Annotated in this window: 12 protein-coding genes; 10 read left to right on the top strand and 2 right to left on the bottom strand. The window is 68.4% G+C overall.

The genetic code is table 11. The features are described 5' to 3' along the window. Positions 1-243: 243 nt before the first annotated feature. Genes HRJ34_RS06245 through HRJ34_RS06235 form a run of 3 tightly spaced genes read left to right on the top strand, consistent with a single transcriptional unit; the run spans position 244 to position 3,666 of the window. The gene (locus HRJ34_RS06245) at positions 244-1,326 is read left to right on the top strand and encodes an NAD/NADP octopine/nopaline dehydrogenase family protein (RefSeq protein WP_029994999.1); all 1,083 of its coding nucleotides are present in this window, start codon (positions 244-246) and stop codon (positions 1,324-1,326) included. After that, on the top strand, positions 1,313-2,311 hold the full coding sequence (locus tag HRJ34_RS06240; protein WP_208633614.1) for a 3-hydroxybutyryl-CoA dehydrogenase: 999 nt from the start codon (positions 1,313-1,315) through the stop codon (positions 2,309-2,311). The genes HRJ34_RS06245 and HRJ34_RS06240 overlap by 14 nt, the downstream gene beginning before the upstream one ends. Next, positions 2,311-3,666: an FAD-binding oxidoreductase gene (locus HRJ34_RS06235; RefSeq protein WP_208633613.1), complete on the top strand. Its 1,356-nt coding sequence runs from the start codon at positions 2,311-2,313 to the stop codon at positions 3,664-3,666. Before HRJ34_RS06240 ends, HRJ34_RS06235 begins: the two co-directional genes overlap by 1 nt. Before the next feature lie 149 nt (positions 3,667-3,815). Here the strand turns inward: HRJ34_RS06235 and HRJ34_RS06230 are convergent, their stop codons facing one another. Continuing rightward, complete coding sequence (locus HRJ34_RS06230) at positions 3,816-4,808, bottom strand: AraC family transcriptional regulator (RefSeq protein ID WP_011951580.1); 993 nt, start codon at positions 4,806-4,808, stop codon at positions 3,816-3,818. Positions 4,809-5,035: 227 nt separating this feature from the next. Here HRJ34_RS06230 and HRJ34_RS06225 point away from each other — a divergent pair, with 227 nt between their 5' ends. The 6 genes from HRJ34_RS06225 (at position 5,036) to HRJ34_RS06205 (ending at position 12,459) form a co-directional block, all read left to right on the top strand. Then, positions 5,036-6,541 (top strand): aldehyde dehydrogenase family protein, encoded by a 1,506-nt coding sequence (locus HRJ34_RS06225; protein WP_011951579.1) that lies wholly within the window; start codon positions 5,036-5,038, stop codon positions 6,539-6,541. 128 nt (positions 6,542-6,669) lie between these two features. After that, positions 6,670-7,818 carry an amidase family protein gene (locus HRJ34_RS06220; protein ID WP_016744202.1) on the top strand — a complete coding sequence of 383 codons (1,149 nt, stop codon included), beginning with the start codon at positions 6,670-6,672 and terminating at the stop codon, positions 7,816-7,818. A gap of 20 nt (positions 7,819-7,838) precedes the next feature. Beyond that, positions 7,839-7,973, top strand: a complete 135-nt coding sequence (locus tag HRJ34_RS29435; protein ID WP_264319422.1) for a hypothetical protein — start codon at positions 7,839-7,841, stop codon at positions 7,971-7,973. Positions 7,974-8,093: 120 nt separating this feature from the next. Next, positions 8,094-10,379, top strand: coding sequence for a TonB-dependent receptor (locus HRJ34_RS06215; protein ID WP_011951577.1), 2,286 nt, complete (start codon positions 8,094-8,096; stop codon positions 10,377-10,379). Between the two features lie 17 nt (positions 10,380-10,396). Then, positions 10,397-10,906 (top strand): hypothetical protein, encoded by a 510-nt coding sequence (locus HRJ34_RS06210; RefSeq protein ID WP_011951576.1) that lies wholly within the window; start codon positions 10,397-10,399, stop codon positions 10,904-10,906. After that, positions 10,903-12,459: a GMC family oxidoreductase gene (locus HRJ34_RS06205; RefSeq protein ID WP_208633612.1), complete on the top strand. Its 1,557-nt coding sequence runs from the start codon at positions 10,903-10,905 to the stop codon at positions 12,457-12,459. The genes HRJ34_RS06210 and HRJ34_RS06205 overlap by 4 nt, the downstream gene beginning before the upstream one ends. A 4-nt stretch (positions 12,460-12,463) precedes the next feature. Here the strand turns inward: HRJ34_RS06205 and HRJ34_RS06200 are convergent, their stop codons facing one another. Next, complete coding sequence (locus HRJ34_RS06200; protein WP_208633611.1) at positions 12,464-13,441, bottom strand: DMT family transporter; 978 nt, start codon at positions 13,439-13,441, stop codon at positions 12,464-12,466. An 82-nt stretch (positions 13,442-13,523) separates the two neighbouring features. Here HRJ34_RS06200 and HRJ34_RS06195 point away from each other — a divergent pair, with 82 nt between their 5' ends. Further along, entirely contained in the window at positions 13,524-14,012 is a 489-nt protein-coding gene (locus HRJ34_RS06195) for an Lrp/AsnC family transcriptional regulator (RefSeq protein ID WP_029995007.1), read from the top strand. Positions 14,013-14,053: the final 41 nt, after the last annotated feature.

The raw sequence follows: 14,053 nt of genomic DNA, 5'->3' as shown, positions 1-14,053 counted from the left end.
TCCTCGCTGTCCGCCCGGTTCGACTCCGCGGGTGGGTGGATTATATGTCACGTGAAATGGCAATAAAGATAGGCCATCCGTGCGGCGATGAGGGCCCGGCGCGCCATTGCCTGTCAATCCTCGCCGGAAAGGGCATCGCGACATTGCTGCAGATTGCGGATCAACCCTGCCGATAGCGTATAGTGGCGGCGGCCGTGTCCGGCACAAATGCTCGCAGACATCGATCCATGGGAGAATTCGGGAATGCGTGTCGCGGTATTGGGCGGGGGACATGGCTGCTACGCGGCGGCGGTTGAACTGAGCGAGAAGGGCCATGAGGTCTGGTTCTGGCGCCGCGGCGCCGAGGCGTTCGCGCCGGTGCTGGAGAAGCGCAGCATCCGCATCCGCGACTCCAGGGGCGACCGCGAGGTCGCGATCGCGCACCCGACGCTGTCGCTGGAGGAGGCGATCACCTCGGCCGAGGTCGTCGTGATCCCGCTGCCGGCCGACACCCATGCGGACCTGGCCGTCGCCTGCGCGCCTTATTGGCGTGACGGGCAGGTCGCCTTCCTGCCGCCGGGCACCCTCGGCTCGATCCTGTTCGCGCAGGCGGCGCGCGCGGCCGGCAACAGCGCCGACGTCAGCTTCGCCGAGACCGGCACCTTGCCCTATCTGGTGCGCAAGCACGGTCCGGCCGAGATCGTCGTCAGCGCCTATGCCACCCGCCTGCCGACCGGCGTGTTCCCGGCGCGCAACGCCGACCATGCCTTCGGGCTGCTCGAACAGGTCTATCCGGCGATCGAGCGGATCGAGGACGGGCTGTCGGGCGGGCTGATGAACGCCGGGCCGATCATCCACCCGCCGCTGATCCTGATGAATGCCGGGCCGCTCGAATATTTCCCGGCCTGGGACATCCACAACGAAGGCACCCAGCCGTCGATCCGCGCCGTCACCACCGCGCTCGACAATGAGCGGATCGTGCTGCGCGAGGCGCTCGGCTATCGCGCGCCGCACTTCCCGCTCGCCGATCACTACACCCTCGACGGCGACGAATGGATGTACGGCAACGCCGCGCACGAGAAGCTGACCGACAGCGGCGACTGGCGCGAGAAGATCGATCTCAAGACGCATCGCTACATGCGCGAGGATACCGCGCTCGGGCTGTCGATGCTGGTGTCGATCGGCCGCTGGCTGGGCGTCGAGACCCCGGTCGCCTCCGGCCTGCTCGCCATGGCGTCGGCGATCACCGGCGAGGACCTCTATGCCGCCGGCCGCACGCTCGAAAGCCTCGGGCTCGACACGCTCGACCGCAACGCGATGAAGGATTTCCTGCATGACGGCATCTGAGCCGCTCAGGATCGGCGCGGTCGGCGCGGGGCGGATGGGGCGCGGCATTGCCGTCGCCTTCGCGCTGGCCGGCCATGCGGTCGTCCTGATCGACGTCAAGCCGCGCGATGCCGAGGCCGCCGAACGGCTCGCGGCCGAGGCGATGCGCGAGATCGGGCAGGATCTGGCCTTCCTGAAGTCGGTCGGCGCGATGGACGAAGGCGCGGTCGCCGCCGCGCTCGGCCGCGTCAGCTTCGCCGATCGAGGGGCCACCCCGGCGGCGATCGCGGCGTGCGACCTGCTGTTCGAGGGCGTTCCCGAGACGGTCGACGCCAAGCGCGACTGCTTCGCCTTCGTCGGCCAGCATGCCCGCGACGACGCGATCATCGCCTCGACCACCTCGACGATCGACGCCGACACGCTCGCGCCGCTGGTCAAGGGGCCGCACCGCTTCCTCAACGCGCACTGGCTCAACCCCGCCTATCTGATGCCGCTGGTCGAGGTGTCGCCCTCGGCCGACACCGCGCCCGAGATACTGGCGCGGCTCCGCGAGATACTGACCGCGATCGGCAAGGTGCCCGTCACCTGCCGCACCTCGCCCGGCTATATCGTGCCGCGCATCCAGGCGCTGGCGATGAACGAGGCCGCGCGGATGGCGGAGGAGGGCGTCGCCTCGCCCGAGGATATCGACACCGCGATCCGGGTCGGTTTCGGGCTGCGCTTCGCGGTGCTCGGCCTGCTCGAGTTCATCGACTGGGGCGGGGGCGACATCCTCCACCATGCCAGCGCCTTCCTGTCGGAGACGATCGACGCCGGCCGCTTCGCCGCCCCCGCGATCATCGGCGAGAACATGGCGCAGGCGCGGCGGGGGCTGCGCGACGGGGCGGGCTTCTATGACTATGACGGTGTCGACGTCGGCGCCTATCGCAGCGGCCGGCTCGCCGATTTCGTCGCGCTGCTGCGCCAGCGCGGCCTGATGCCGAAATTCGCCGATAGCGAGGATTGATGACCATCGACGCGCTCGCCGCCATCGTCGGCGCCGGCAACGCCTTCGGGCCCGACGCGGTCGAGCCCCGCTATCTCGACGACGAGACCGGCGGCGTGGCGGGACGGCCTGTCGGGCTGGTTCGCCCCGCCGGGGTCGAGCAGGTCGCGGCGGTGCTGCGGCATTGCCATGCCGCCGGCCAGCCGGTCGTCGTCCAGGGCGGCCGCACCGGCATGACGCGCGGCGGCCTACCGCGCGACGGCGAGCTGATCCTGTCGCTCGAACGCATGGCCGCGATCGAGGCGATCGACAGCGATGCCGGGTTGATGACGGTCGGGGCGGGCTGCGTACTGGAGGCCGCGCAGCTGGCGGCGGCCGATGCGGGCTGGCGGCTGGCGGTCGACATCGGCGCGCGCGGAAGCTGCACGATCGGCGGGATGATCGCGACCAATGCCGGCGGCACCCAGGTGCTGCGCTATGGCATGATGCGCGACCAGGTGCTGGGGCTGGAGGCGGTGCTCGCCGACGGGACGATCATCTCGTCGCTCGGCGCGATGCTGAAGAACAACACCGGCTACGACCTGAAGCAATTCTTCATCGGATCGGAAGGGACGCTGGGGATCGTCACCCGCGCGGTGCTGCGGCTGCGCCCGCCCCCGATCGGACGGCAGACCGCGCTCTGCGCCGTCGCCGACTATGCCGCGGCGGTGCGGCTGCTGGCGCGGCTCGAACGGGCGATGCCGGGCCAGCTCTCGGCCTATGAGCTGATGTGGAGCGATTTCTTCGGCGCCGCCTGCGTCGCCAGCGGGCAGGGCTATCCGTTCGACGCGGCGCACGAACTGGTCGTCCTCGTCGAGACCGAGAGCGGCGACGACGAGGCGCTGGCGGCGGCGCTGGAGGAGAGCTTCGCCGACGGCACGGTGCGCGACGCGCTGGTCGCCCGGTCGGAGCGCGACCACCAGCGCTTCTGGCGCTTCCGCGACGCGGTCGGCGAGTTGGTCGGGGCGATGGCGATCGTCGAGCCGTTCGACGTCAGCGCGCCGATCGGCGCGATCGGCGGCCTCGTCACCGAACTGCGCGCGCGGCTGGCCAGGGAGGTGCCGGGCAGCCGGCCGATCTGCTTCGGCCATATCGCCGACGGCAACCTCCACCTCGCGCTCGAACTGGCCGAGGAGGCGCAGCGGCCGGTGGCGGAGGCGATCGTCTACGACGCGGTGCGCGCGGCCGGCGGATCGGTCTCGGCCGAGCACGGCATCGGCATCCTCAAGCGCGCCTGGCTCGGCCATAGCCGCAGCGCCGCGGAAATCGCGATGATGCGGACGATCCGGGCGGCGCTCGATCCCAAGGGGATATTGAACCGGGGGCGGGTGTTTTAATTCCTCCTGAAATCCTCCCCGCGCGCAGCGGGGGGAGGGGGACCATCCGCAGGATGGTGGAGGGGTAGGCGCGCAGCGCCAGCTTCGCCGGCGCCCCCTCCACCGCCTGCGGCGGTCCCCCTCCCCATCTGCGATGGGGAGGATTTAGATCAGCACGGCCTTCTGCTGCGCAGCGTCTCGGACGGGCGGCAGCCATATTGCTGCCGGTAATATTGCGCGTAGCGGCCGAAATTGACGATGCCGCATTCGAGCATCAGCTCGGTCACGCTCGCCTCGGGGCTGGCGTCCATCAGCGCGCTGTGGAGCTTCTCCAGCCGGTGCCGCCGGACATATTCGACCGGGGTCAGCCCCAGGAACTGGCGGAAGCCGTTCTGCAGGCTGCGGACGCTCACCCCGACCTGGTTGGCGAGATCGGTGACCGAGATGCTGTCGTCGAACGAGGCGTGGATGATGTCGCGGGCACGGCGGACGTGCCAGGGCGAGATGTCGTTGCCGTAGAGCGCGATCTGGTCCGAATAGCTGTTGCAATAATTGCTCAGCAGCAGCTCGATCATCAGCATCGAATATTGGCGCTGGGTCCGGTTGTTCGACATCAGCATCGGACCATGGCTGGTCTGGTCGATCAGATGGTTGAGCAGGTTGCGCCAGACGACCGGCAGCTCGCGCCCGCATTCGCGGCCCGGATAGAAGACCAGCGGCCGGTTGGCCGGGATGTTCATGATCCGGGTCAGATAATCCTCGAACGCCGACCGGGCGATCCGCACCGTCAGGTGGCGGCAGGCCGGCGTCATGTGGATGCGGATCGGCGCGCCGGGCGAGCTGATGTGGAGGTTGTCGGGGCGGATCGAGCCTTCCGATCCGCCGGCCCAGACCTCGCTGGTCCCCTCGATCGAGGCATGGACCAGGAAATGCGCGTCGAGCTCGCCGGGGTCGATCCAGACGTCGGTGCCGTACTGGATGTCGACGATCTGGGTCGGCGCGACGCCGATGCAGCTCAGCTTGGCGGACATGCGCGACGGATCGCCCATGTCCATCCGGTGCGGGGCCAGCGTCTTGCCGACATAGTCGATGATCTCGCCCGGATCGTTCGACTGGAAATCGCGCGTCGCCTTGCGAGGGTCGTTTCGTGCCAGGGTCAGCATATCGCACCTCCTCCCGCCGTGCAGGCAGTGGCCGGCTCAGGCCGGTTCTGAGGCTAGGCCTGCCGGGACGCGAAGGACAATGCAAATTAGTTGAAATGTCAAGTGGTGCTTGGGCCGCCCCCGGCTTAGGATGCGAGATGCGGACGGCTGCTTCGCATTGCGGATAGCGGCCGGTCCGCCCCGAGGCTTAGCTGCGGCATCTTTTTCGCAAGGCTTGAGGAGTGGAAATGTCGGACGTCATCGACCAGAAGGGCAAGCTCGGGGCAGGGGCCCGCGCCTTCGTTTCGGCGCCGGGACAGATGCTGATCGACGGCCAGTGGGTCGGGTCCGAGTCGGGCCGCACGATCACCGTCACCGATCCGGCCACCGGGCTTCCCGTCACCACCGTCCCCGCCGGTACGGCCGGCGACGTCGACCGTGCGGTCAAGGCCGCGCGCCGGGCGTTCGAGGGTAGCTGGGCGGCGGTCCGTCCGGTCCAGCGCGAGCGGCTGCTGCTCAAGCTGGCCGACCTGCTCGAACAGCATGCCGACGAGTTCGCCGAGCTGGAGACGATCGACAACGGCAAGCTGCTGATGATGGCGCGCCATGGCGACCTCAACATCGCGATCGACTCGCTGCGCTACATGGCCGGCTGGGCGACCAAGATCGAGGGCACCACGATCAACCCGTCCTTCGCCTATATCCCCGACATGCAGTTCACGTCGCAGACGCTGCGCGAGCCGGTCGGCGTGGTCGGGCAGATCATCCCGTGGAACTTCCCGCTGGTGATGGCGGTGTGGAAGATCGCCCCGGCGATCGCGGCGGGCTGCACCGTCGTGCTCAAGCCGGCCGAGGACACGCCGCTGACCGCGCTGCGCCTGGGCCAGCTCATCTGCGAGGCGGGCTTCCCCGACGGCGTCGTCAACATCGTCACCGGCGATGCCGAGCCGGGCGCCGCGCTGGTCGATCATCCCGGCGTCGACAAGATCGCCTTCACCGGATCGACCGAGGTCGGCCAGATCATCCAGCGCCGCGCCGCCGACTCGATGAAGCGCATCTCGCTCGAACTGGGCGGCAAGTCGCCGGTCGTGATCCTCAAGGACGCCGACATCGGCATGGCCGTGCAGGGCGCCGCGCAGGCGGTGTTCTTCAACCATGGCCAGGTCTGCACCGCCGGATCGCGCCTGTTCGTCGAGCGGCCGATCTACGACGCGGTGATGGAGGGCCTCGCCCAGGTCGCCGAAGGCTTCACCCTCGGATCGGGCTTCGATCCGTCGGCGCAGATGGGACCGCTGGTCTCGGCCAAGCAGCGCGAGCGGGTCCAGGGCTTCCTCGACCTCGGCCAGGAGCAGGGCGGCCGGCTGATCGCGGGCGGCAAGGCGGTCGACGGCGCGGGCTTCTTCTTCCGCCCGGCGGTGTTCGCCGACGTCCGCCCCGACATGACCATCTATCGCGAGGAGATCTTCGGCCCGGTGCTCGCCGCGACCCCGTTCGACGACCTCGAGGCTGCGACCGCGATGGCGAACGACAGCAGCTACGGCCTTGGCGCCAGCGTCTGGACCAACAACCTCTCGCTCGCCAACCGCATGGTCCGCAAGCTCAAGGCGGGCACCGTCTGGGTGAACTGCCACAACCTGCTCGATCCGGCGGTGCCGTTCGGCGGCTACAAGATGTCGGGCTATGGCCGCGAGCTTGGCCATGTCGCCCGCGACCTCTACACCGAGAGCAAGTCGGTCACCATCGCACTGGGGTAAGGATCATCGTCGACCAAGCGACACTCGAACGTCTGATCGACCGGGCGACGGCGCTCAACGCCATCGCCGAGGTCGACCGCGACGCCATCGCGGCCTGGGGCGCGCTTCCGGAAGGAAGCGCGCCCCTGGTGCTCGTGAAGGACAATATCGCCGTTGCCGGCCTGCAATGGACGGCCGGATCGCCGGGCTTCGCCGCCGTCCGCGCGGAGCGCGACGCGACCGCCGTCCGGCTGCTGCGCGAGAAGGGCGCGGTGCTGCCGATCAAGACGACGCTCCACGAACTCGCCTTCGGCGTCACCGGCGCCAATGGCTGGACCGGCGCGATCGCCAACCCGCACGATCCCGCGCGCGCGGCGGGCGGATCGAGCGGTGGATCGGCCGCCGCGCTGGCGGCCGGCCTCGGCGATCTCTCGCTGGTCACCGACACCGGCGGGTCGGCGCGGATTCCCGCCGGCTTCTGCGGCGTGATCGGCTTTCGTCCCTCGATGGGGCGCTATCCCTCGGACGGGCTGATCGGACTGTCGCCGAGCCGCGACACGATCGGCCTGATGGCGCGCGAGCTGCGCTGGATAATGTGGGCCGATGCGATGCTCGCGGGCGAAATCCCGGCCGACGCGGCGGTCGGCGCACGCACCATCGGCATCGCCGCCGACGCCGACCTGGGCGAGCTGGAGCCCGCCGTCGCCGACGCCTATCGCCGGATGATCGCGCGGATCGAAGCGGCCGGACATCGCGTCGTCACCGTCGATCTCGCGCGGGTCAACGCGCTCGACGAGGCCTGCGGCTTCCCGATCGCACTCTACCAGACGCACGAGACGCTGCGCGCGACCGCGCCCGATCTCGCCGGCCGCTCGTTCGAGGAACTGGTCGCGGCGGTCGCCAGCCCCGACGTCGCGCATCTGCTCGGGCTCGCGTCGGACGGCGCGACGGTCACCGCCGCGCACTATGCGCAGGCGATCGGCCATGACTGGCCGGCGCTGCGCGCCGCCTATGCCGCGATCTTCGCGGGCGGCGTCGACCATATCCTGCTGCCGACCGCGCCGCTGGTCGCGCCGGCGATCGATACCGGGCCCGAGCTGCCGCTCAATGGCCGGCCGGCGCCGACCTTCCCGACCATCACCCGCTTCACCCGGCCCGACAGCATGGCCGGCCTGCCGTCGATCAGCCTGCCGTCCGGCACGGACGGGCAGGGGATGCCGATCGGCATGATGCTGACCGGCGCCCGCCACGCCGACGCAGCGCTGCTCGGCTTCGCCCGGTCGCTGCTGGGCCAGTAACGCCTGCAAGGATGCTCGTCATGCCGGCGGAGGCCGGCATCTCGGGAGGCTCCTGCCTCGACCTCATCTCCCTTCCTCCCGAGATGCCGGCCTCCGCCGGCATGACGTCGAATAAAACCGTCATCCATTTCTCGCCAACCGTTTCGTACCAATGACGCACATCGGCTGCGGATACTGGATAGTCGGCGGCCGCCCGAATTGAGACCTTCCCCATCGTAGCCCGGCATAGACCGGCGCGAGTTCGCAGGGCCCGTCAATTGCGAAAGGGGAATGTCATGATATCTACAGCTTGGACCAAGCGCCGCCTCCTGTCCTCGGCGATGATCGCCGCCGCGCTGTGCGGGGTCAGCCAGGAAGCGCTCGCGCAGGGCGCCTCGACCGAAGGTGAGAATGAGCTGGAGGTGATCACCGTCACCGCCCGCCGCCAGACCGAGAACCTCCAGAGCACGCCGATCTCGATCACCGCCTTCTCGGGCGACCGGCTGGAGGCGCAGGGCATCACCCAGGTCAACCGCATCCAGGATTTCACGCCGAACCTGACCTTTGCCAACATCCCGTCGAACAGCGGCATCGCGTCGAACGCGGCCGTCTACATCCGCGGCATCGGACAGAACGACTTCGCGCCGACCGTCGAGCCGGGCGTCGGCATCTATATCGACGGCGTCTATCTGGGCCGCACCGCCGGCGGCGTGTTCGACCTGATCGACGTCAACTCGGTCGAGGTGCTGCGCGGGCCGCAGGGCACGCTGTTCGGCCGCAACACGATCGGCGGCGCGATCAACCTGACCACGGTCCAGCCGAGCGACGAGTTCAAGCTGAAGGCCGACATCAAATACGGCACCGACGACCGGATCAACGTGCGCGGCATGGTCAGCGGCCCGATCGCCGAGGGCATCTACGCCAAGGTCAGCGGCGGCCTCTTCTCGCAGGACGGCTATGTGAAGGCGCCGGGGCTCGGCAAGAAGCTGGGCAACCAGGATACCAAGATGATCCGCGGCGCGCTGCGCATCGCGCCGGTCGACAGCCGGTTCGAGGCGACGATCGCCGGCGACTATACCCGCGACAAGAGCAACGGCGCGCCGGTCACCATCTCGGGCATCGATCCGACCGCGACCGGCAGCTTCGTGACGTTGCAGAACGTCATCGCGACCGGCCTGGGCAATCCGGCCGACTGCCTGACCCCGGCGGCTGCGGCCAACACCCAGTGCTACAACCAGCGCCTCTTCTCGAAGGACACCAACTATTCGACCGGGCCGACCTTCTCGGACCTCGAGCTGTGGTCGGCGTCGCTGACCGCCTCCTATGACCTGACCGACGAGATGCAGATCAAGTCGATCACCGCGATCCGTCGCATCAACGGCACCTTCGCGCAGGACCGCGACGGATCGAACCTGCCGATCAACCATGTCTATGACGACTTCACCCAGAAGCAGTTCAGCCAGGAATTCCAGTTCACCGGCAAGGCGTTCGACGACCGGCTCAACTGGGTCACCGGCCTCTATTTCTTCAAGGAGAAGGGCAAGGACCTCAACTCGATCGACTTCCTCGTCGTGTCGGCGGAATCGGGCGGCTATTACGACTACAAGAACTGGGCCGCCTTCGCGCAGCTCGGCTACAAGCTCACCGACAAGCTGACCCTGACCGGCGGCCTGCGCTACACGCAGGACCGCAAGGACTATCTGCCCGACCAGTTCGTGAAGTCGACGCTGGCGCCGTTCCTGGTGATCCCGCCCGGCACCCGGATCGTGCCGCTCCAGACGGTCAAGGCCGACGTCAACAAATGGACGCCGATGGTCAACCTGTCCTACCAGGCGACGCGCGACTTCATGCTCTATGCGACCTATTCGCAGGGCTTCAAGAGCGGTGGCTATACCCAGCGCATCTTCCCGCCCGAGCCGAGCCTGCCGAATTTCAAGCCCGAGACGGTCGACTCCTACGAAGCCGGCTTCAAGCTGATGGCGCTCGACAACCGTCTGCGCCTGAACGGCGCCGCCTTCTACACCGATTACAAGGACATGCAGCTTCTGGTGGCGGATGCGACCCGGGTCGGGCCGTTCATCACCAACGCCGGCAAGGCGCGCATCCAGGGCTTCGAGCTGGAGACCAACTTCGCGCCCGGCGACGGCTGGCGCCTGAACGCGGCGGTCGGCCTGACCGACGCCAAGTTCAAGCAGCTCGACGCCGGCGTCCAGGGCCTGACCCTCGACTCCAAGTTCGTCTACGTCTCGAAATGGACGGTCAGCGCGTCGGGCGAGAAGGAGATCGGCCTGGGCGACAACGGCTCGCTCACGCCGCATGTTGACTGGTCGTACCGGTCGGGCTTCTTCACCAACGCCAACGGCATCAACAACCCCGAACTCTACCAGCCGGGCTACAGCGTCTTCAACGGCAACGTCCGCTGGCAGAGCGACAGCAAGACCTTCTCGCTGACCTTCGGGGTCGACAACATCGCCGACAAGAAGTTCCGCACGTTCGGCGATTACCAGCCGTCCTTCGGCTTCTTCATGCAGGCCTATGATCGCGGCCGGCAATATTATGTGAAGGCCGGCTTCTCCCTCTGACCAACCGGGACGTGACGATGACCAGCCTTTCCATGACGCGGCGGGGGGCGGTGCGCGGCATCGCCCTCGCGGCCACCATCCCGTTCGCCTGCGGCCGGGCGATCGGGGCCACCGTGGCGGCGGCCGACCGGCGGACGGCGACCACCGCCGCGCTGCTGCGGACCGCCTTTCCGCATGGCCGGCTGACGCCGGACTTCTATCGCGGCGTCGCGGAAACCTATCTCGGGGAGATCGCGGCGAAGCCCGCCGCGGTCGCCGAGCACGACCGGGGGCTGGCGCTGCTCGACGGCAACCACATCGCCGCCTTCGCCGACCTGCCGGCGGTGATCCGGAAGGGCCTGGTCGAGAAGATCGACCAGGAGCCCTTCTTCAAGGCGATCCTCTGGCGCGGCGCGGAGCTGATCTACCGCGACCGATCGGTGTGGAAGATGGTCGGCTATGAGGGCTCGTCGCTCGAATATGGCGGCTATCACGACCGCGGCTTCGACGATATCGACTGGCTGCCCAAGGCGGGAGGGCGGGCATGAGCGCGCGCTTCAACCTCGACGACGGCTCGGTCTTCGTCGTCATCGGATCGGGCGCGGGCGGCGGCACGCTGTCGAACGATCTGGCGCAGAAGGGCCACAAGGTCGTCTGCCTGGAGGCGGGCCCGCGCCTGTCGCTGACCGACGTGGTCAACGACGAAGCGGTGATGTTCGAGAAGCTCACCTGGCTCGACCGCCGCATGGCGACCGGCAAGCCCGATCCCAATTTCCCGGTCTGGGGCTGCAAGACGGTCGGCGGCACCACCATGCACTGGACCGGCGCCTGCCCGCGCATCGAGCCTTATGAGATGCGGGCGCTGTCGACCTACGGCCCGCTGCCCGACACGACGCTGGTCGACTGGCCGGTGACGCCCGAGGAGATCGCGCCCTGGTACGACAAGGCCGAGATCCGCATGGGCGTGACCGGCAAGCACGGGCTGCCCTTCCTGCCGGCGGGCAACAATACCAAGGTGCTCGAAGCCGGCGCGCGGATGTGCGGCTATACGGACATCGACACGCACAACATGGCGATCAATTCGGTCCCGCGCGACGATCGGCCGCCATGTCAGCAGCTCGGCTTCTGCACCTCGGGCTGCGCGGTCGGCGCCAAATGGTCGACCCTCTACACCGAGATACCGAAGGCCGAGGAGACCGGCCGGTTCGAGCTGCGCCCGGATTCGATGGTCACCGGGGTCGACCTCGGCGCCGATGGCCGGGTCGAGAGCGTCACCTATCTGAACAAGGGCCGGACGGTCACGCAGAAGTGCCGCGCCGTCTCGGTCGCCGGCAACGTCGTCGAGACGACCCGCCTGCTGCTCAACAACCGCAGCGCGCGTTTCCCCAACGGCCTCGCCAATGGCAGCGGCCTCGTCGGCCGCAACTATATGCGCCACTTCACCATCCAGGTGATGGGGGTGATGCCGGGCAAGGTGAACTTCCACCGCCAGACCCACCTGGCCGGCGTCGTCCGCGACGAGCGGACCCACAAGCCCGAGCGTGGTTTCGTCGGCGGCTTCCTGATCAGCACCGTTCCGTTCACGCCGGAGATACTGGCGAAGAACATGATGATCGGCGGCTGGGGCGAGGACCTGACCTCGGTGCTCGACAAATATGATCATCTCGCGGGGCTGCTGCTGACCGGCGAGGACCCGCCGCAGCTCTCGAACGGCATCACCCTGCACCCGACCGAGCGCGACGGCTACGGCCTGCCGGTGCCGGTGATCCATTATGAGGATCACCCCAACACCATCGCGATGAAGACCTATGCGTGGAAGGTCGGCCGCAGGATCTACGAAGCGCTGGGCGCCGAGAAGATCGTCGAGATGGGCGACTTCATCCCCGCCACCCACAATATGGGCACGGCGCGGATGGGCACCGATCCCAAGGCCAGCGTCTGCACGCCCTATGGCCGCACCCACGACGTCGCGAACCTGTTCGTCTCGGACGGCAGCCTGTTCCCGACCGCGGCCGGCTGCAACCCGACCCTGACGATCGTCGCGCTCGCCCTGCGTCAGGCCGAGCATATCGACGGGGAGATACGGGCGGGCCGGCTCTGATCGCTCAGGCGGCGACCGGGACCGTCCCGGTCGCCGGCCTGCGGTGCGCGGCGATGCACGACAGCACGCTCAGCACCACCAGCGCGAAGGCCGCGCTTTCGAGCAGGGTCGGCAGGCGGCGTTCCCACAGGAAGCCGTAGATCAGCGCGAACAGCGTCTCGAACAGGATCATCTGCCCGACCAGGGTCAGCGGCAGCAGCCGGCTCATCCGGTTCCAGAAGGCGTTGCCCACGATCGACGCCAGCACCGCGACGCCGATCGACACGCCCGCGAACTGCGCCCAGGCGACGGTGTCGTGCCGCGCCGAGCCGAGCAGCAGCGCGAGCGGGAGCAGCACGACGCTCTGCGCGCCGGTGACGATCCCGGTCAGCAGGTTCCAGTCGTGGACCGAGACCCTGGGGAGGCGGCCGAGCATATGGCTGTTGCCGACCGCATAGGCCGTCCACGACGCCAGCGCGCCGACCGCGCAGAGCAGCCCCGTCACCTGCGCCGTCACCGATCCCGATGCGGGCATGGCGATCGCCTGCCAGCCGATGCAGAGCGCGCCGGCCGCGCACAACAGCAATGAGGGCGCGAGCCGGGACAGCGACACCGCGTCGCGGTGGCGGCTGCCGATGATCGTCACCGCGACCGGCAGGAAGCCGATGACCAGCGAGGTCATCGCGATGCCGCCGCTCTGCACTGCGCTCGACAGCAGGATATAGTAGAGCGTGTTGCCGGCCAGAGCGAGCCAGGCCAGCGCCAGCCATTCGCGGCGGCCGATCCCGGCGATGGCGGCGCGCCAGCGCGGCGCGATCAGCACCGCCGAGATCGCGCCATAGGCGAGGTAGCGGCCGATGGTGAGCTGGAGCGGGCTGAACGCGCCCGCCAGTTCGGGCGCCAGGAACACCAGCCCCCACAGCGCCCCGGCGGCCATGCCGCAGAGGATGCCGGTCAGGGTTGGATTGGTGCGGGAGGTTCGGTCCACGGCATGCTCGTTCATGGGAAGATGGTGCGGGTTATATCATCGAAGAGCTGATAATTTTGCTCTTGATTGACCCATCAAATGCAACAATTACTCGGTCATGGCCGGCAGATCATCTTCGCCAGCGCGCGTGCTCGACGCCTTCGACCTGGCGATCCTTCGCATCGTCCAGCGCGACAACAAGCTGCCGCAGCGGACGATCGCCGAGGCGGTCAACCTTTCGACCGCCGCGGTGCAGCGGCGGATCGCGGCGATGGAGGCGGCCGGGGTCATCACCCGCAACGTCGCGATCGTCGATCCCGACGCGGTCCGGCTGGCGATCACCGCGATCGTCGAGGTTCACCTCCGCGACGAGCGGGCGGCGACCGTCGACGAGGCCAAGGCGCTGTTCCGCGCCGCGCCCGAGGTCCAGCAATGCTATTATACGACGGGCGGCACGAGCTTCGTGCTGATCATCGTCACCCCGGACATGCGCGCCTATGACGCGCTGACCCGCCGCCTCTTCTCCGAGAATGACTGCGTCGAGCGCTTCCGCACGCTGGTCGCGCTCGACCGGGTCAAGGCCGACACGGCGATCGTCATTCCTTAGAAGGACGACACCCCCTCGACAGGATCGTCATCCTGACGAAA

Source organism: Rhizorhabdus wittichii (genome assembly GCF_017607425.1).
Classification (GTDB): Bacteria; Pseudomonadota; Alphaproteobacteria; order Sphingomonadales; family Sphingomonadaceae; genus Rhizorhabdus; species Rhizorhabdus wittichii.
The sequence above is the reverse complement of the archived record's forward strand: the minus strand, read 5'-3'. Positions and strand labels throughout refer to the sequence as shown.